Here is a 19947-nt window from a genome sequence, read left to right as displayed (position 1 = left end):
TCGCCAAATTTATTGAGAAAGGAGAAAGCGCATGGATGACCCTACGGCACCGTTTGAGTTTCTAAACCTCACGTTTGACTGGGGTACGATACTTTCAACGTTGCTGGCAATGGCAATTGTTGTGATTGTATCGATTGTTCTGACACGAAATCTTGCAGTAAAACCAGGTAAGCGACAAAATGCTATTGAGTACTTACTTGATTTTACCAATGGCATCGTGGGTGGACAGTTGCCAAAGAAGCAAGCGCGTCAATTTGGTTTGTATGCATTTACGTTGTTTTTCTTCGTTGTTGTATCAAATGAAATGGGCTTACTGCTTCAATTGCAGGGAACTGATGGCGTGACTTATATTAAGTCACCTACAGCCAACCCAATCGTAACGATGACGTTAGCGATTATGTCTTTGATGGTTGCACATGGCATGGGTGTACAAGAACTTGGCTTTAAGGGGTACCTTAAAAACATGTTGTTCAAACCTTATGCTTGGATGTTGCCACTAAATATCATTGAACAGTTAGCTAACTTCTTGACGTTATCACTACGTTTGTTTGGTAATATCTTCGCTGGTGAAATGTTACTGACACTTGTGGCGAATAGCTTAGCATGGCCTGGACAGTTTAATGGGTTCTGGTCAGTGCTGGCATTGCCGATTGAAATGGTCTGGCAAGGCTTTTCACTCTTTATCGGTGGGATTCAAGCCTACGTATTCGTAATTTTGACAGGTGTGTTCATATCACAGTTGTCAGGTAACGAGTAAAGAGTGTTTCGACAAATGAGATTTGTGCCACAATTTGACTAATTATAATCAAGTTATGACACAAGTTGGTTTGTTAATGACGCGGGAGCGTATCATCCGACTAAAATGGAAACGCGTTTGACGGTGTACAATATCTTGGTACAGATAATTATTAGCAAGACTGGTAAACTCTGGTCTTAATATTGATAGTTATTAGTACTATGGTAGTTGCGCATCGTCTCACGCCTACAATAAGGAGTAATCTCATGGATTTGCACAATCTTGGTGTAATCGCAGCGGGTCTTGCAGCCGCTGGAGCCGCCGTTGGTGGTGGTATTGGAAACGGTGTTTTGATTTCACAATTCTTGGCAGGTATGAGCCGCCAACCAGAACTCGAAAGCCGTTTGTTGTCACGTATGTTCTTGGGTGTTGCGTTGGTTGAAGTTATGCCAATTTTGTCAATTGTCTTCGCCTTCATGTTGATGGGCAAGTAAACACAAATAAGTAGTGGAGGAAAATCATGTTTGGTTTAACAACCTTAGCAGCAGGAAAATTACCATTAGGTAATATGCTGTTTATTATCATTTCATTCCTCGTGTTGATGTACATTTTGAAATTGGTTGCCTATGGGCCACTGACAAAAGTCCTTGATGAACGTGCTGATAAGATTTCTAATGATATTGATGGTGCTGAAACAGCGCGTCAAGAAGCAGAAGAATTGTCAGCACAACGTCAAAGTGAGTTGGCTAATACACGTCAAGAAGCAACCAAAGTTGTGGCTGATGCAAAAATCAGTGCGCAAAAGCAAAGCGATTCTTTGATTGCTGTTGCTTCACAACGTGCGACTTCAATCAGCCAACAAGCACAAACTGATGCTGAAAAGCTCAAGGAAGACGCAATTTATAATGCAAAGAATGATGTTGCATCGCTCTCAGTAGCAATTGCTTCAAAGCTTATGCAAAAAGAATTATCGTTAAATGATCAACAAGCATTAATTGATGCTTACATTTCAGATTTAGAAACTAAATAAGGAGTATTGGTATGGCAAAAAATCTTAAAGATATCGCTGACCAGTACGCCAAAGCAATTTTTGAACTATCTAGCGAGCAAAACAACGTTGCAGAAACGCAGTTAGATTTGAACGCCTTGAAAACGGTATTCAATGATAATCCAAATTTTGTTGTTGTGGTTACATCTCGTGATGTTGATGTCGCTTTGCGCGATAATTTGTTACAAACGTTAACAAACGGCACATCTGAACCAATTGAAAATTTGGTCAAGTTGTTAGCTTATAATGATCGTCTGGACATTTTACCGTTGATTGTTGACGCATTCAACGAACAATATAATGAAGTAAATGGTATTGTTGATGCAATCGCTACAACAGCTGTTCCGTTAGATGAGGCACGTTTGAACAAGTTAGCCACAGTCTTTGCATCAAAAACAGGTGCGAAACAAGTGAACTTGAAAAACGTCGTTGATGAAGGCATCCTAGGTGGTGTAATATTGCAATCGCAATCAGCATTAGTTGATGGTAGTTTGCGAACAAAAATTGCCAAAATGAAGGCACAATTATTAGGTTAGTGAGGAAGAATAATGGCTATTCAAGCTGAAGAAATATCTGCTTTAATTAAGCAACAGCTCGAAAAGTTCGACACAACACTGACTGTAGAAGAAGTGGGAACTGTTACCTATATTGGTGATGGTGTGGCTCGTGCAACCGGCTTGGCTAATGCCATGGCTGGTGAATTGCTTGAATTTGCTAATGGCACATTCGGGATGGCCCAAAACCTCGACACAAACGAAGTTGGTATCATCATTCTTGGTGGTTTTGACGATATTCGTGAAGGTGATACAGTTAAGCGTACTGGCCGCATTATGGAAGTGCCAGTTGGCGAACAATTAATTGGACGTGTTGTTAATGCTTTGGGTCAACCAATTGATGGATTGGGTGAGATCAAAACAGACAAGACACGACCTGTCGAAGTAAAAGCACCTGGAGTTATGCAACGTAAGTCGGTTTTTGAACCGTTGCAGACAGGTATTAAAGCAATTGATGCCCTCGTTCCAATCGGACGTGGACAACGTGAATTAATTATTGGTGACCGTAAGACTGGTAAAACATCTTTGGCCATTGATGCAATTTTGAATCAAAAAGATCAAAATATGATTGTTATTTATGTTGCTATTGGACAAAAGGACTCAACTGTGCGTACGCAAGTTGAGACATTGCGTCAAATGGGTGCATTAGATTATACAATCGTTGTTAATGCTGGTCCTTCAGAACCAGCACCTATGTTGTACTTAGCACCTTATGTTGGGGCTGCTATGGGTGAAGAATTCATGTACAATGGCAAGCACGTCTTGATCATTTATGATGATTTATCAAAGCAAGCTACAGCTTACCGTGAACTGTCATTGATTCTTCGTCGTCCGCCAGGACGTGAAGCTTACCCAGGAGATGTCTTTTACTTGCATTCCCGTTTGCTAGAACGTGCTGCAAAGTTATCAGATGAATTGGGTGGTGGCTCGATGACAGCCCTACCAATTATCGAAACGCAAGCTGGAGATGTCTCGGCATATATTCCAACGAACGTTATTTCTATCACTGATGGTCAAGTGTTCTTGGATGCTGATCAATTCTATGCTGGTGTACGTCCTGCCATTGATGCTGGAACTTCTGTTTCACGTGTTGGTGGTGACGCTCAAATTAAAGCTATGAAGAAAGTTGCTGGTACATTACGTTTGGACCTAGCTTCATTCCGTGAATTAGAAAGCTTTGCGCAATTTGGTTCAGATTTGGACGAAGCAACACAAGCCAAGTTGGCTCGTGGTCGTCGCACAGTTGAAATTTTGAAGCAACCGTTGCATAAGCCTATGCCTGTTGAACAACAAGTTGTTGTGCTTTACGCATTAACACATGGCTATATTGATGACATTGCTGTTGACGATATTCAACGTTTCCAAGAGGAACTCATTGCCTATGTTGATGCTAATGCTACTGGTTTGTTCAAGACAATTATTGAAACAAAAAACTTGCCTGAAGAAACTGATTTGAACTCAGCAATTGAAGCTTTCAAGGCTGGCTTTGCTGGGTCAACAGCTGAATAATAGGAGGACGCTGCAATGGCTTCTTTGCAAGAGATTCAGCGTCGTATCTCATCCACTAAAAAGACGCGCCAAATTACGAGTGCCATGCAGATGGTTTCAACTGCTAAACTCAGTCAAATTCAACGTTACAGTGTTGGATATCAGGCTTATGCCGCACGATTGGAAGCAGTGGTTGAACATTTAGTTTCTGCTCATCTTTTTGATAATGCAGATGCTAAGCATATCCCATTAATTGCTCAACGCCAAATTAAAAAGACTGGTCTTTTAGTTGTTACGTCAGATCGTGGTTTAGTTGGATCATATAATGCAAATGTTATTAAACAAACAAATGCTTTGATGGCTCGCTTAAACTTAGATACAACAAATACAGCTATTTTAGCAGTTGGTGGTAATGGGGCTGATTTCTATAAAAAACGTGGTTTTGAAGTTATATTAGAACACCGTGGTGTATCAGATGTACCGTCATTTAACGAAATTCGTTCGGTGGTTAATACAGTAACAAGTTTGTATGAAGCAGAAGTGTTTGATGCATTGCATGTTGTGTATAATCACTTTATAAACCGATTGACAAGTGTTTACCAGGATGTCCAATTATTACCATTAACTGGTGATACTTTGAATACAATGGGTGGTACGGAAGCTGATAAAGCTGAATTAGATGTTCAAAGTACGTATGAAATCGAACCAGATATGACAGCTGTTTTGAATGTTGTATTACCACAATTTGCACAGAGTTTGGTGTATGAAGCGGTGCTTGATGCTAAAACGGCTGAACACGCAGCTTCGTCAACCGCGATGAAGTCTGCTACAGATAATGCTAAAGACTTAATTGGTCGTTTAGAGTTGCAGTTTAACCGTGCGCGTCAAGCAGAGATTACGACAGAAATTACAGAAATTACAGGTGGTATGGCTGCCTTAGAGTAAGCTATATTGCTTTAAACACTTATTGTTTAAAGTCAGAAATAACCTGATAAATTATATTAAAGATGTGCGGTCAGCTAATATTGATATTAGCGCGCAGTCTAAATTGAAAGGAAAACGACAATGAGTACTGGAAAAGTCGTACAAGTGATTGGTCCGGTTGTCGATGTTGCATTTGAATCAGGTCAATCCGTGCCTGATATTAACAATGCACTTAGAATCGATAAAGGTAATGGCCAAACATTGACAGTTGAAGTATCATTGGCATTAGGTGACGGTGTTGTCCGTACAATTGCCATGGATTCAACAGATGGACTTCAACGTGGTATGTCAGTAGCTGATACAGGTGATGCCATCACAGTACCAGTTGGTGAGACAACTTTGGGTCGTGTTTTCAATGTTTTGGGTGAGCCAGTGGACAACAATGGTGACATTAGTCCAGAAACACCACGTAATTCAATTCATCGCGAAGCACCAAAATACGATGAGTTAGCTAGTTCAACTGAAATTTTGGAAACTGGTATCAAAGTTATTGATTTGCTTGCACCATATGTTCGTGGTGGAAAAATTGGATTGTTTGGTGGTGCCGGTGTTGGTAAAACAGTTCTTATCCAAGAATTGATTCACAATATTGCACAAGGTCACAATGGTATTTCTGTTTTCACAGGTGTCGGAGAACGTACCCGTGAAGGTAATGATATGTACCATGAAATGGAAGAATCTGGCGTTTTGAAACAAACAGCCATGGTTTATGGTCAAATGAACGAACCACCCGGTGCACGTATGCGTGTTGCTTTGACTGGTTTGACAATGGCTGAAAACTTCCGTGATAATGAAGGTAAGGATGTGTTATTGTTTATCGATAATATTTTCCGTTTCACTCAGGCTGGTTCTGAAGTGTCTGCCTTGTTGGGCCGTATTCCATCTGCCGTTGGTTATCAACCAACGTTGGCTACAGAAATGGGACAATTGCAAGAACGAATTACTTCAACTAAGAAGGGTTCAGTTACTTCAATTCAAGCCGTTTATGTGCCTGCCGATGATTATACTGATCCAGCGCCTGCAACAACGTTCGCCCACTTGGATGCTACTACTAACTTGGAGCGTTCACTGACACAGCAAGGAATCTATCCTGCCGTTGATCCGTTGGCTTCTACTTCATCAGCACTTGATCCTGAAATTGTGGGACAAGAACATTATGAAGTCGCTACTGAAGTACAGCGTACATTGCAACGTTATCGTGAATTGCAAGATATTATTTCGATTTTGGGTATGGATGAGTTATCAGATGAAGAAAAGACAACCGTTAACCGCGCACGTCGTATTCAATTCTTCTTATCACAACCATTCTCAGTTGCTGAAACATTTACAGGTTTGAATGGTGAATATGTGCCTGTTTCAGAAACGGTACGTTCATTTAAGGAAATTTTGGATGGTAAGTATGATAATTTGCCTGAAGATGCATTCCGTAACGTTGGTTCAATTGAACAGGTTGTTGAAAAAGCCAAGACAATGGCCCAATAAGGGGGTATTTATAAATGGCAGATGAAACAGCTACTGCAACAGGAATCAGAGTACAAATTGTGACACCTGTAGGCGAAGCTTATAATGAAACTGGTATTGAACTGGCTGTTGTTAATACACAAGGTGGCCAAATTGGTGTGATGCGTAAGCATGTGCCAGTATTAGCTGCTTTAACAATTAATGAATTAATTGTTAAAAAGGATGGTCAAACAGATTCATTAGCTGTTAATGGTGGTGTTGCTGAATTTTCAAATGACACACTTACCATTGTCGCTGATAGTGCGGAAACATCAGATGTTATTGATATTACACGTGCTCAGAGTGCCAAAGAACGTGCTGAGGCACGTATTGCTCATGCACAAGATGATCATAACGATGCTGAATTAGCTCGTGGACGTGTCGCTTTGATGCGTGCTGTGAACCGTATTCACGTTGCCGCTATTAGGCAGGGAAAATAAGTTACAATGAAAACCGAACATTATTGTTCGGTTTTTTGTTTGCTAAAAATTAATCTAATGATTATAAAAGTTCAAATTACCAACGTTCGGAAATATACTTATATTTTCGTTTAATGTTCGGCATGTGCCGGGCGTTTTATTTTAATATGAGATAATTCTAACTACATAAGTGGTTTGAAAAAGGATTTTTCTGTTATATTAGTTTATGGAGATAAATATACACAAGCTTTACATGACAAACATTGAAAATAACGTTGGTTATGTAGAATAATATTTGTCACAGATGAATTCCCGATAGGGAATAAACAGGAGAGAAGTCCATGAGTAAAAATGCGAAAACACTCGCAGGTATCGTAATTGTGATTGTCATTGCTGTTGCAGCATATTTTGGTTTTGCACAAACTGGTTCAAAGTCAGCTTCAGAAAAAACAATCAAGGATTTGAAAGTTTATTTTGTTCCTTCAAAACAGCCTGATCAAATTGTGACAATGACAAAGCCATTGAAAGGCTTGTTGATTAAACAGTTGAAAAAAGAAGGCTATGATGTTAAAAATGTTGATATCAAAGTTGGAACTAGCTATGAAGCAGCCGGGGAAGCCTTAGCATCTGGTACTGCCGATATTGGATTTATTCCAGGTGGTACATATGTGATGTATCAAGATGGTGCACAAGTATTACTAACAGCAACACGTTCCGATCTTAATAAAAACTTCTCAGAAGCTAACAAATGGAATGATGGTAAAGAGACAAAAGCTATCACAAAGCAAGCGGCGACATATCGTTCATTAGTTATTGCAGGTCCTTCACAAAAAGGGCAACAATTAGCTAAGAAAATTAATTCAGGTGAAAAACTCACTTGGGAAGATGTTAACTCAGCGAAGTGGGGATTGTCATCTACAACATCATCTGCTGGATACATTTATCCATCACTTTGGTTGAATAAGCACTTTAATAAGACGGTTTCTGATTTGAAGAATACAGTGACTGTTGATTCGTACGGTTCTGGAATGGCTCGTTTAGCTTCTGGACAAATTGATATTTTACCAACATATGCTGATGCACGTCGTGATTTTGCTGATATGTGGACAACTGATTATAAGCAATCACAACCTATCTGGAAAGAAACAAATGTTATTGGTGTATCACAACCAATTTATAATGATACAATTTCAGTTTCCAAAAAATCAAAGACAATGACACCAGAATTTAAAAAAGCATTGTCAAAGTCATTTATTGATTTAGCTAAGACTAAAGAAGGTAAAAAAGTTATTGCCATTTACTCACACGAAGGTTATGTACCGGCCAAGTCATCCGACTATGATGGTGAACGTAACGCGCAGAAATTGTTAAAAGAGACACGCAAATAAGCACTGTGATTGAATACATTTAAAATACTAAGAAAAGCTGCGCCAAATGCGCTGCTTTTCTTGCGTTAGAGCTATGATATATAGCTCTAAATACATAAAAAAGCTAGGGAAATAATCATGATTAAATTTGAACATGTATCAAAGGTGTATCCTAATGGTGTTAAGGGATTGCGAGATATTAATTTAGAAATTCAAGATGGTGAATTTATTGGCATTATTGGTATGTCTGGTGCTGGAAAATCGACTTTTATCAGAACAATTAATCGCTTGAATAGCATAACAGATGGTACATTGACAGTAGATGACGTTGAAATTTCCGGATTGAAAGGAAAGGCATTACGACAATATCGTCGAAAAGTAGGCATGATCTTTCAATCTTATAATTTAGTTCCCCGCATTTCAGTCATTAAAAACGTGTTGAGTTCTTTAGTGCCTGACATGCCCTTGGGTCGTGTTATTTTAGGTATTTTCTCAAAAGAAGATAAGTTAAAAGCCCTAGAAGCATTGGACCGTGTTTCAATGCTGGACAAAGCATTTATTCGTACAGATCACTTATCAGGGGGACAACAACAGCGTGTCTCATTGGCTAGAACATTGGCACAAAATCCGAGTGTATTATTGGCTGATGAGCCGGTAGCTGCTTTAGATCCTGTAACTGCCCACGAAGTAATGGATGATTTTAAAAGAATTAATGAAGAATTAGGTCAAACTGTTTTGATTAATATTCATCATGTTGATTTAGCTTTAGAATATTCAAAACGAATTATAGGTATCCGTTCAGGTGAAGTGGTTTATGATGGACCAGCTGACGAAATAACGCAAGATATCTTGGACTTCATTTATAGTAAAGACGAGGCTGAATAATGGGATGGTATGATAAATTATTTGACGCTGAAAGTTATACCCTTGCAAATGGTAAAACTGTATCACAAAAATTTACCAGAGTACCACTACTCGTTCTTTTGTTATTGATAGCCATTGGTATATCAGTTTGGGTCACAGGCTTTAAGTTGACCACATTGTTTACGAACTTGTCTGGTTTTTGGAATATTTTTGGTAGTATGTTTCCACCAAAATTGTCTTATTTTATGCAAGTTTGGCAGCCATTATTGATGACAATCCAAATGTCGTTCTTTGGCTCGTTTTTTGGAGCGCTACTAGCGCTACCATTTGCTGTTTTGGCAGCTCATAATATAACAAATAATAAAATAGTTAACTTGCTGATACGTTTTATTTTAACTGTAGTAAGGACGATACCTACACTGGTTTCTGCTTTAATTGCCACATATATTTTTGGGCTGGGCACGTTTGCGGGTACGGTTGCTATATTCTTATTTAGTTTTTCATTCGTTGGGAAACAGTTATTTGAGTACATTGAGACTGTTGATATGGGGGCTTATGAAGCTTTGACAGCGACAGGCGCTAATGCACCACGTGCATTTGTTACAACTATTTTTCCTCAAATTTTGCCTATATACTTATCAACAGCTTTATTTGCTTTTGAAGGGAACGTCCGATATGCAGCTATTTTGGGTTATGTTGGTGCCGGTGGTATTGGTATGATTTTGAATGAGAAGATTGGTTGGCGTGAGTTTAACAGTGTTGGTATGATTCTGTTATCAATATTTGTAGCGGTAGTCATCATTGAAACTGTTAGTCAAAGACTACGTAAGCATTTAAGTTAAGGAGAGCACAGTATGAATAATAATTTAGAAAATGTTCTCAAAAAAGAACCGCGTCGAGCGTTACAATATAGTCTGATTGCTATCGTTTTGGTTATTTTGTTGGCTGTCTCATCCCCAGCATTACATGGTGCCCATGTGACTACTAAGGGTATTGCAATCGGATGGAATATTTTAATGGGTATCTTAATGCCCGACACAAGCTTACTATTTGGTTTAAATGATAGCAGTGTTGCGTATTTGATTTTACAGACTATTGCAATTGCTTTCTTAGGTACGCTAGTTGGTGCAGTTATTGCCGTGCCATTATCATTTATTTCGGCAACGAATATTGTGCCGCGTCCAGTAGTGATTGTGACACGTTTTATTATTATGGCTATCCGTACAGTGCCATCATTGGTTTATGGATTAATGTTTATTCGTGTTACTGGTCCTGGACCATTTGCCGGTGTTATGACATTAGCCATTGTTTCTATTGGTATGATTTCAAAGTTATTTATTGAAACAATTGAAGATTTAGATTCAGGTATCTTAGAATCTCTTGATGCCTGTGGGTCAACGTTTTTTCAAAAAATCCGTTATGGTGTTTTACCGCAGTTGAGTTCTGACTTTATCTCCATTCTTGTCTACCGTTTTGATATGAATTTGCGTGAAGCAACAATTTTGGGATTAGTTGGTGCCGGTGGTATCGGTGCACCAATGATATTTGCAATGGGTGCATATCATTGGCATCAGGTTGGGGCCATTTTGATCGGCCTATTCATTCTAGTATTTGTGGTTGAAATTATATCAAACAAATTACGTCAAAAGATTTTATATGGGTAATAAGAATGAGGGCGACTGGTGTCGCTCTTTTTTAGGAGAAACAATGAAACAATTTAAAATTTACTACACCTCTGATGTGCACGGTTACTTATTTCCAACAGATTATATCCAAAAAGCGCCGCAACCCCAAGGGTTAATTAATGTAGCAGCTAACTTTGATAAGAATGGTAATACAATTATTATCGATGGTGGTGATATGTACCAAGGATCACCGCTATTACAGTATTTACAAACACACGAAGATACTGATGCTGTAACGACGGCTATGAATTTAGCTGGCTATGATTATGTCACGCTGGGTAATCACGATTTTAATTTTGGCTATGATCAATTAGTGAAACATCTTGATAAATTAGAGGCAACAGTTGTTGCTGAAAATGTGACAGATAAATCAGGACATACACTTTATCCAGCGCAAATAAAAACACTGGAGAATGGGACTAAAGTTGGAATTATTGGATTAGTGACAGATTATATCAATATTTGGGAGAAACCAGCGCATATATCTGCCATTAATATTGAATCACCATTGGTCAAGGCAGATAAAGTTGTTAAACAATTACGTGATGAATCTGATGTTGTGATTGGTGTGTATCACGGTGGTTATGAACGAGATATATCTACTGGTAAAGTCGTTAGTAAGACAACTGAAAATATTGCTTGGCAGCTTACTGAACTGCTTGACCTTGATATTCTGTTGACAGGACATCAGCATGGTAATGTGCCGCCAACGGTTATTAACGGGGTGCTCACATTACAGATGCCAAATCAAGCCAAGTTGTTTGCCGAAATCAATGGTGTTGAAAATAAAGGGTCATGGCAATTCAAAGCAGAAACGAAATCAGCAGGTACAAAGAGTTGTGAGACTATCCTCTCAGCTTTGCAGCCTGTGCAAGATAAGGTCGAGAATTGGTTAGATCAACCAATCGCACAGCTTGATGCTAGCATTGCTGTTCAACCCCCTATAGAACTTGCTAAGCGCGGGAATGAGATATTACAATGGATTGCATCGGTACAATTAGCTGTGTCCGATGCAGATATCACGTTAGTTAGTTTGAATAATAATCCGTCCAGTTTGCCACAGAAATTGACTTTACGTCATATTTTACAAAACTATCCTTTTGACAATACACTGGTCACTAAGCGTGTTAGTGGTAAAGCACTAAGAGCCAGTTTAGAGCATGTTGCGAGTTATTTTGTCATCTCAGATGCTCAATTAACAGTGGATCCTGATTGGTTAATACCGAAAGTTGAGCATTATAATTATGATTTGGCTTTTGGTATTGATTATGGTTTTAATGTGACTCATCCGGTGGGAAGTCGGGTCGTTAAGTTACAATATCAAGGCCAAGATGTGCAAGATACGGACTATTTTACGATTGCTATGAACAATTATCGTGCTGTTGGCGGTGGTAATTATCATGAATATGCAACTGCAGAGACTGTTTTTTCTGGTGATCAACCTATTCAAGAAATGTTAGTAGACTATTTTAAGACACATATACAGTTACCGAACAAACCAAAATTACAATTTTTTGTTGAATATTAAACAAATTAGTTCATAATGTTTAATAAATAATAGTATGTAATAGAACTGACATCATCTCGATGTTTCGCTATTATATTTTAGGATTACTATTATAGGCATAGCTTAAACAGCTTAAAGAACAAAACTTAAATTACACAGAGGTAGGTATATATGCTTAATTTTAAACAGTCTTTGACAATCGCTGCTGGTGTTGCTGGTGCTTTCGCATTTGGTGCAACTAATGTTAGTGCAGACACTACAAACGCAGTGAACGCGTCAACAGACTACGTCGTTCAATCAGGTGACACATTAAATAAGTTGTCTTCAAAGTTCAATGTTACTGTTGACTCAATTGTTAACAACAACAACATTACTGATGCTAACTTAATTGTGGTTGGACAACATTTGAGCTTTGCTGAAAAGGCAAAGACAGTTGAAACAAACAATCAACCTGCAGTAGCACCTGCAGCTCCAGTACAAGCACCTGTTCAACAACAACAGGCAGCAGCTCCAGTACAACAAGCCCCTGTAGCAGTTGCTAAGACACAAACAACAACGACTTCAACTGGTTCAGAATCATCTGCGTTATCTTCTTTGATCGCTCGTGAATCAAGTGGTAATGTTAACGCTACTAACGGTCAATATTACGGTATTGGCCAATTATCACCTCAAGCACGCGCACAATATGGTGGTAATTCAACAGATTATAATGACCAATTGAATGCCATGAAGTCATACATTTCTGCACGCTACGGTTCTGCTGAAAATGCATGGGCACATTCACAAAGTAACGGTTGGTATTAATCTCAAGTTTTTCTAGATAATAGATTAATACAGATAAAAAAGTTCACCTTTGGGTGAGCTTTTTTTGTATAATGTGAGTATGCAAATTAATTTCGATTTTTTAGACAATTATACTTTCAAAAATAAAGCGATAACATTGCGTAATCATGTTGTGATGGCACCGATAACGTTACGATCATCATTCGAAGACGGTAATGTGACAATGGATGAGTTGCGTTTTTATCAGTTGCGCGCACAAGGTCCAGCTATGATTATTACTGAAGCAGCGCATGTCAACGAAATCGGACGTGGTTGGGAAGGTGGTGTCTCAGTTGCCGATGATGATAAAATAACTGGACTACGCCAACTTGCTAGCGCGATTAAATCTGGTGGGGCTAAAGCAGTATTGCAGATTTTTGCAGCAGGTCGACAGACGACCAGTACAATTTTGCGTGGTCATGCTCCGATTTCTGCTAGCGAACAGGCGTATCCGCATGGTACACACGAGACACCACGAGCATTAACACATGAGGAAATCACACAAACCATTGAGGATTTTGCACAAGCCACCAAGAGAGCCATATTAGCAGGATTTGATGGCGTCGAAATACATGGGGCTAATTTATATTTACTTCAGCAATTTTTTTCGCCTGACAGTAATCGGCGTGAAGATATTTGGGGCGGCACATTAGAAAAGCGGAGTCGCTTTGGGTTGGCAGTTACAGCAAAAGTTGCCCAAACCATCAATAAATATGCTGATCGCCCGTTTTTGTTAGGTTATCGACAATCACCGGAAGAAAGTACGGTACCAGGTATTTCACTGGCGGACTCACTTTATTTTGCCAAAAAGCTAGCTGAGCTACCGGTTGACTATCTTCACTTATCTTTAAAAGATGCTTTCCAAAAACCCTTTAATGATAAAACGGATACCAAGCGAGTTATTGACTATTATCTTGAGCAATTACCACCTGATTTACCATTGATGGTAGCAGGTTTGCTCAAACAACCTGAACAAGTTGAATCTTTAATGGATACAGGGGTAACTTTTGGCGCCTTGGGACGTGAACTCATTACAGAACCTGATTGGGTACAAAAGGTGATGCTGCAAGATGTTGCGTCAATTCGTTATGCAGTATCCCCAGCTGATTTTAATTTGTTAGCAGTGCCTAAGCCCTTAGAAAATTGGTTACTGACCCGTTTTCGGAATGGCTTCCCGATAACAACCGATATCGAGTTTGATCCTAAAAAGCCGTGGCAGTATTATAAACATGCAGTTAACGAGCCAGCAAAACCAATTGATCCAACTAAATTAATGACACTAAAACCTAAAAATAAAAATAATTAAAAAATAGTTGACGAGTTTATAATTTCTTGCTATACTAATATAGTTGTCTGATAGAGATATCGGGCATCACTGACCATGGCTCGTTGGTCAAGTGGCTAAGACGCTGCCCTTTCACGGCGGAATCGAGAGTTCGATTCTCTCACGAGCTATATCAAGTCGCAACTTCGGTTGCGGCTTTTTATATGCATTTATGTAATGGCTAGTATGTATCTTTTGTATTCTTTCAATATAAGGCGTACAATTAAAGCACTGAATTTGAAGAGAGCGAGAGACATTTTGGATAATCAAACTAAAATTGAAGAAACACAGTATCTTGAAAAAACCCTCACTGAGATGAAAACATCTTTAAAATCGACTGAAACAGAAATCAAGCGTACTAATAAGAATATTAATACAGTATCTCAAAGTTGGGGAGAAGTTCGTCTTAAAACTGATACCTATTCTGGTATTGTTGAAACAGCGGCTTCTATTCGTCAACAACAACAAATGCTGTCTGAACGAGAAAACTCAAAAACACGAGCAGAACAACGTTTTGCAACTTTGACGAAACAAATTGATAAGCCATATTTTGCTCGAATTGATTTCAATGAATCAGTGAGTGACAGTGGTGAAGCTGAAACAATTTACATCGGGTTGGGTTCATTTAGTGACGATAAAAATAAGTTTTTAGTTTATGATTGGCGTGCACCGGTGGCATCTATCTACTATGATGGTGGTATTGGGCAGGTTACTTATTTAACACCAGACGGTACTCAGCAAGCTAATGTGATGCTTAAGCGTCAGTTCCAAATTGAAGATGGTGTCATCGTGACGTTGTTCGATACGGAAGAAGCCATTGGGGATGCCATGTTGATGAACGCCTTATCTGGGGAATCATCAACAAAAATGAAGTCCATTGTGACTACCATCCAAAAAGAGCAAAATAAAATTATTCGTAATACAAGAGCAGATTTGTTATTTGTACAGGGAGCTGCTGGTTCTGGTAAAACTGCGGCTGTTTTACAGCGTATTGCTTATTTACTCTATCGTTATCGTGGTAAATTGACGTCAGGACAGGTTGTGCTATTTAGCCCGAACCAACTATTTAACGACTATATTGATAATGTTTTGCCAGAACTTGGTGAACAAAATATGGTGCAAATGACGTTTTATCAATATGCTTCTAGACGGTTACCTAAAATTAATGTGGAAACACTGCAGGAACGTTTTGAAAATGATATGACTGACGATAAAATCAGTTTAGTTAAGGGTAGTTTGGCTATGTTTCATGCTTTATCTACGTACGCTGATCACCTCAATAGATCAGACATGAGAATACGGCATTTGATGTTTCGTGGTGAACCATTAGTTAACAAGGAACGGATTACTGAAATTTACTATCAGTACAATGAAAATTATAAGTTAGGGCAACGATTAGAGGCAACTAGAGAGACATTACTACGTAGTTTGAATGCCCATATTAACTCAGAGATGCGTAAAGAATGGGTTGAACTAGCCATTGAGAATCTGTCTAAGCAAGAATACGATGAGCTGGTTGGTGCCGGAAAAGTACGTATTGGGGATGATCAAGAACAAGATGCAGCATCACGCACGCGACAAACGCAATTAGGTAGTGGACCTAAAGAACGTGAATTTGCTAGTGAAAAGTCTGAACGGCATTTCTTAGCTAAGCAAATTGTGACACAATCTCTCAGACCATTAGCGCGACAAATTCGTCGGGGCAGTTTTTTAAATATCAATGCACAGTTTGTTGATTTTTTACGCCATGTGCATGAATATGTTGATTTGTCACAATTTGGTATTGTTGATAATGACTGGCATAATCATGTAGAGCAGGTCATTGACTCCCTTAAAGCAAAAAGATTATCATTGGCAGATACAACGATGTATTTGTATTTGTATGACTTGATCACTGGCAAACACGGTGAACGTGACATTCGTTTTTTGTTTATTGATGAAATTCAAGACTACACGCCTTTTCAATTAGCGTTTTTAAAGTTTAGCTTTCCGTTAGCTAAATTTACTGTTTTAGGTGATTTAAACCAAGCGATTTTCACGAAAGACAATGCTCAGAATCTACAAACTGATTTTGCGACATTATTTGATACGGACCGTGTTGAACAGGCCAAGTTAACACAAACTTATCGATCAACGCAACAAATTACTGATTTTACCAAATATATTTTACGTGACGGGCAAGATATTACGGCTTTTAATCGTGAAGGCGAAAAGCCGAATATATGTGTCGCTGACTCTCAGCCTAAAATGATGACACAATTACGTCAGCAAATATTACAAAATAAGCAGGACAGCGAATCAACTGCTATTATTACTAAGACATTAGCTGATGCGCAAGAGCTAATGGCAGAGTTGGGTGATAAATCCGTGACGTTAATTCAATCAGAAAATCAGCGATTGGCGCAAGGCGCCATTGTTGTGCCCTCATATTTAGCTAAAGGGTTAGAGTTTGATGCTGTTATCATTTGGCATGCTGATGATACACGGTATGGTGATGATTCTCAACGACGCTTACTTTACACTGTTGCTAGCCGTGCGATGCATCGTCTCACGTTACTATCACAAGGTGAAATGACAACTTTGATTGATGATGTACCTCAACATTTATATGAGGTAAAGTAATGGATAAGCTTATTGCATTAATTAAGCAACGTTACGTGGGTCAGTTCATGACAATAGCTGTTACTGGTTCGGTATCCGTTGGGAAAAGTACATTTGCCGAGACAATATCAAAAGCCTTAGGAATTCAAGTGAAAGTGATTAGTACTGATCATTTTTTAATGTCAAACCAAACATTAATTGCGCAAGACTTATTTGGTCAAAAGGGTTTTCCACAAACCTATGATTTAGAAAGCTTAGAACAGGTTATTAAGGCATTCAAACAAGGGGAAAAGTCGGTTGAAATACCGATTTATACACAAGAGAATTCTGATATTGATCCAAATAATCAACAAATTATTGAACGACCAGATATACTGATTATCGAAGGCGTGGTTGCACTGCGTCTCAAACAAACTGATTTTAAAATTTATCTAGAGGCTGACTTAGAAGATATTAAATGGTGGTATTTATCTCGAACACTAGCAATGACTGCTCAGGCAAAAGATAATAAATCATCATGGCGGTATCAATATACAACTATGCCGATTGGTGAGCTTGCTGATTTAACCATGAAGACATGGGACGAAACGAATCAAGTGAATTTGGATAATTATATTTTGCCAAGTAAACAATATGCAGATGTCGTGGTTTATTTAGACAAGAATCATGACGTCGAAGATATCAAAATAAAAGATTAAAAAAGATTGTCAACAAAGTTGACAATCTTTTTTTTGAGGTGTAGTATATTTAAAAGTAGTTCAATGACATATTTAAATATAGAGGAGAAATCACTCATGAGTGATGAAGTACGCGACACCCATGGTAAGCCAATCAATCGTACAGCGATGATGATGGTATTGCTAATTGGTGTCTTTTCAGTGATGTTAATGCAAACAGCATTAGGCACTGCTTTGCCCACATTAATGAAGGCTTTTAATGTTAATGCGTCAACAGTGCAATGGTTAACGACCATTTTTTTAATGGCTAACGGTATTATGGTACCTGTATCAGCTTTTTTAACAACTCGTATTCCAACTAAAAGATTGTACATGTCAGCTTTAGCACTGTTTACAGTAGGAACACTTGTTGCTTTTTTAACACCTACTAGTGCTTTTTGGCTATTGATGGTAGCACGAGTACTTCAAGCAATGGCAGTTGGAATCTTGATGCCATTAATGCAAGTTGTTTTACTATCAATTTTTGATCCCAGTTCACGTGGTAAAGCCATGGGGTTAGGTGGATTAGTTATTGGTATGGCACCAGCAATTGGACCGACCTTATCTGGATGGATTTTGGAAAAAGATCATACCATTTTAGGTTTTACTTTAGAAAATTCGTGGCGGTCAATTTTTGGTATCGTATTACCCGTCGTAATTGCCGTTATGATTGCTTCGCTGTTCCTTTTCCATGATGTCTTACCAACACAAAAGGTCAGCTTAAATGTCCGTTCATTAATTGAATCCACTCTGGGATTTGGTTCAGTATTGTATGGTTTTGCGATGGTGGCAACAGATGGCTGGGGTAGTGCAAAAGTTATCATACCATTGATCGTTGGATTCGTAGTCTTGATTGAGTTCATGTGGCATCAATTACAAATGGATAAACCATTCTTAGACATGTCAGTGTTTAAGTCAAAGCAATTTACGATTACAACTATTTTGGTATCTCTTGCTATGATGGCTATGATTGGTGTCGAAATGGTATTACCAATTTATATGCAAAATATCCGTGGCTTATCACCATTAAAATCAGGCTTGACGTTGTTACCTGGTGCATTGATGATGGGAATTGTCTCGCCGATTGCCGGTTCTTTCTATGATAAACATGGCGCTAAACGTCTGGCAACAACTGGATTCATTATTTTAATTATTGGTACGGTACCACTGTTCTTCTTGACAGCTGATACGCCAACACTTTATATTACCTCACTTTATACCTTACGTATGTTTGGTATTGCTATGACAATGATGCCTTTAACAGCTTCAGCCATGGGTGCTTTGTCACCGAAGACGGCGGCACAAGGTACAGCTGCAAACAATACAATGCGGCAAGTCGCCTCATCATTGGGGACAGCTGTTTTGGCATCAGTCATGCAATCAGTGACAGAAAATAACATGCCAAAGTCTTCATTAAAAGGTCAAGATCCGTTAGCATTTGGACAAAAAGCCTTGGATGCGACATTAAATGGTTTCCATGCCTCATTTCTCTTAGCTGCTGCTTTTGCAGTAGCGGCACTACTTGTTACCTTTTTCTTGCACAGTGGCAAAGTAGAAACACCAGCAAAGGAGGCATCATAAAATGATTATCATAATAATGGCTGTATTTGCAGTGTTAGCTTTTTTTGCCAACATGATGATCAAACCAAAGGGTTTGCGTTTAACTGTCACAGTGGTAATGTTTGCTGGACTCGTTTTGAGTGTGGTTGGTATAGTAGCTAACATGCATGATCATTACGGTATGACAGAAGAAAAAAAGATAGTTAAAAAAGAAATACATTCAGCTGGCTCTTCAGAACAAGGTTTTGGTTTATTACTGTATCAAGGTGTTGGGACGAATGGTACCGAGAATGTATACATCTATAAAAACACTAAAGATGCTACAAAAAATACTGTCGCTAAGCCAGATTTGCACACGACATCTGATCGTGCAGCGATTAATGGTACTAAAGCATATAAAGTAACAACTACAACGCGTTATGTATATCAGTCTAGCGGTTGGAAATTATTATTTGGTATTGTTGGTAATAATAATCAATTAAAGCACCGTCATGTGGTTTATCAAATACCTAACACTTGGGTGGCATTAACGACAGAGCAAGCACAATCGCTGCAGTCAAAAATGGCGCCAAAGACTGATAAAGAAAAAATGATAGCTGCTGAACAACAAAAACAATTAGCTGCTTTAGCTCAAAAAGATCCAAATAAAGCAGCAATGATGCAAGTACAACAAATTAAAAAAATATACAATATTAATTAATTGGATATGAGTCAAAAGACAAATTCAGAAATGAAAATGTCTTTTTTTGTGCGCTCGCTTTCATGCATTTGA

General features: G+C 38.6%; 19 protein-coding genes and 1 tRNA gene. All 20 read left to right on the top strand.

What is annotated here, in order from left to right:
• Window positions 1–31: 31 nt before the first annotated feature.
• The gene (atpB, locus tag FGL89_RS04270) at window positions 32–757 is read left to right on the top strand and encodes a F0F1 ATP synthase subunit A (RefSeq protein ID WP_014973654.1); all 726 of its coding nucleotides are present in this window, start codon (window positions 32–34) and stop codon (window positions 755–757) included.
• A gap of 245 nt (window positions 758–1002) precedes the next feature.
• On the top strand, window positions 1003–1230 hold the full coding sequence (gene atpE, locus FGL89_RS04265; RefSeq protein WP_004902064.1) for a F0F1 ATP synthase subunit C: 228 nt from the start codon (window positions 1003–1005) through the stop codon (window positions 1228–1230).
• A 26-nt stretch (window positions 1231–1256) separates the two neighbouring features.
• A complete protein-coding gene (gene atpF, locus FGL89_RS04260) occupies window positions 1257–1766 on the top strand; it encodes a F0F1 ATP synthase subunit B (RefSeq protein ID WP_014973655.1) in 510 nt (169 codons plus the stop codon).
• Between the two features lie 11 nt (window positions 1767–1777).
• Complete coding sequence (atpH, locus tag FGL89_RS04255) at window positions 1778–2320, top strand: ATP synthase F1 subunit delta (protein ID WP_014973656.1); 543 nt, start codon at window positions 1778–1780, stop codon at window positions 2318–2320.
• A gap of 12 nt (window positions 2321–2332) precedes the next feature.
• Window positions 2333–3847 (top strand): F0F1 ATP synthase subunit alpha, encoded by a 1515-nt coding sequence (gene atpA, locus FGL89_RS04250; protein WP_014973657.1) that lies wholly within the window; start codon window positions 2333–2335, stop codon window positions 3845–3847.
• 15 nt (window positions 3848–3862) lie between these two features.
• Entirely contained in the window at window positions 3863–4771 is a 909-nt protein-coding gene (locus FGL89_RS04245) for a F0F1 ATP synthase subunit gamma (RefSeq protein ID WP_014973658.1), read from the top strand.
• 120 nt (window positions 4772–4891) lie between these two features.
• Complete coding sequence (gene atpD, locus FGL89_RS04240) at window positions 4892–6292, top strand: F0F1 ATP synthase subunit beta (RefSeq protein WP_014973659.1); 1401 nt, start codon at window positions 4892–4894, stop codon at window positions 6290–6292.
• Window positions 6293–6306: 14 nt separating this feature from the next.
• Complete coding sequence (locus FGL89_RS04235) at window positions 6307–6750, top strand: F0F1 ATP synthase subunit epsilon (protein ID WP_014973660.1); 444 nt, start codon at window positions 6307–6309, stop codon at window positions 6748–6750.
• Between the two features lie 320 nt (window positions 6751–7070).
• Window positions 7071–8117 carry a phosphate/phosphite/phosphonate ABC transporter substrate-binding protein gene (locus FGL89_RS04230; protein WP_014973661.1) on the top strand — a complete coding sequence of 349 codons (1047 nt, stop codon included), beginning with the start codon at window positions 7071–7073 and terminating at the stop codon, window positions 8115–8117.
• 117 nt (window positions 8118–8234) lie between these two features.
• Complete coding sequence (phnC, locus tag FGL89_RS04225) at window positions 8235–8981, top strand: phosphonate ABC transporter ATP-binding protein (protein WP_014973662.1); 747 nt, start codon at window positions 8235–8237, stop codon at window positions 8979–8981.
• Window positions 8981–9802 (top strand): phosphonate ABC transporter, permease protein PhnE, encoded by an 822-nt coding sequence (phnE, locus tag FGL89_RS04220; RefSeq protein ID WP_014973663.1) that lies wholly within the window; start codon window positions 8981–8983, stop codon window positions 9800–9802. The genes phnC and phnE (FGL89_RS04220) overlap by 1 nt, the downstream gene beginning before the upstream one ends.
• A gap of 12 nt (window positions 9803–9814) precedes the next feature.
• Window positions 9815–10624: a phosphonate ABC transporter, permease protein PhnE gene (gene phnE / locus FGL89_RS04215; protein ID WP_147000433.1), complete on the top strand. Its 810-nt coding sequence runs from the start codon at window positions 9815–9817 to the stop codon at window positions 10622–10624.
• Between the two features lie 43 nt (window positions 10625–10667).
• Window positions 10668–12173 (top strand): bifunctional metallophosphatase/5'-nucleotidase, encoded by a 1506-nt coding sequence (locus tag FGL89_RS04210; protein WP_014973665.1) that lies wholly within the window; start codon window positions 10668–10670, stop codon window positions 12171–12173.
• A gap of 150 nt (window positions 12174–12323) precedes the next feature.
• Entirely contained in the window at window positions 12324–12956 is a 633-nt protein-coding gene (locus FGL89_RS04205; protein WP_014973666.1) for a LysM peptidoglycan-binding domain-containing protein, read from the top strand.
• Between the two features lie 79 nt (window positions 12957–13035).
• Complete coding sequence (locus FGL89_RS04200) at window positions 13036–14280, top strand: NADH-dependent flavin oxidoreductase (protein ID WP_041773121.1); 1245 nt, start codon at window positions 13036–13038, stop codon at window positions 14278–14280.
• Between the two features lie 77 nt (window positions 14281–14357).
• Window positions 14358–14429, top strand: a tRNA-Glu gene (locus FGL89_RS04195).
• A gap of 127 nt (window positions 14430–14556) precedes the next feature.
• Entirely contained in the window at window positions 14557–16920 is a 2364-nt protein-coding gene (helD, locus tag FGL89_RS04190; protein WP_014973668.1) for an RNA polymerase recycling motor HelD, read from the top strand.
• Window positions 16920–17597 carry a nucleoside/nucleotide kinase family protein gene (locus tag FGL89_RS04185; protein WP_014973669.1) on the top strand — a complete coding sequence of 226 codons (678 nt, stop codon included), beginning with the start codon at window positions 16920–16922 and terminating at the stop codon, window positions 17595–17597. The genes helD and FGL89_RS04185 overlap by 1 nt, the downstream gene beginning before the upstream one ends.
• 96 nt (window positions 17598–17693) lie before the next feature.
• Window positions 17694–19196, top strand: coding sequence for an MDR family MFS transporter (locus tag FGL89_RS04180; protein ID WP_014973670.1), 1503 nt, complete (start codon window positions 17694–17696; stop codon window positions 19194–19196).
• Between the two features lies 1 nt (window position 19197).
• Window positions 19198–19875, top strand: coding sequence for a DUF4811 domain-containing protein (locus FGL89_RS04175; RefSeq protein WP_014973671.1), 678 nt, complete (start codon window positions 19198–19200; stop codon window positions 19873–19875).
• The last annotated feature ends 72 nt before the right edge of the window (window positions 19876–19947 follow it).

Source organism: Leuconostoc carnosum, assembly GCF_007954525.1.
Taxonomy (GTDB): domain Bacteria; phylum Bacillota; class Bacilli; order Lactobacillales; family Lactobacillaceae; genus Leuconostoc; species Leuconostoc carnosum.
The sequence above is the reverse complement of the archived record's forward strand: the minus strand, read 5'-3'. Positions and strand labels throughout refer to the sequence as shown.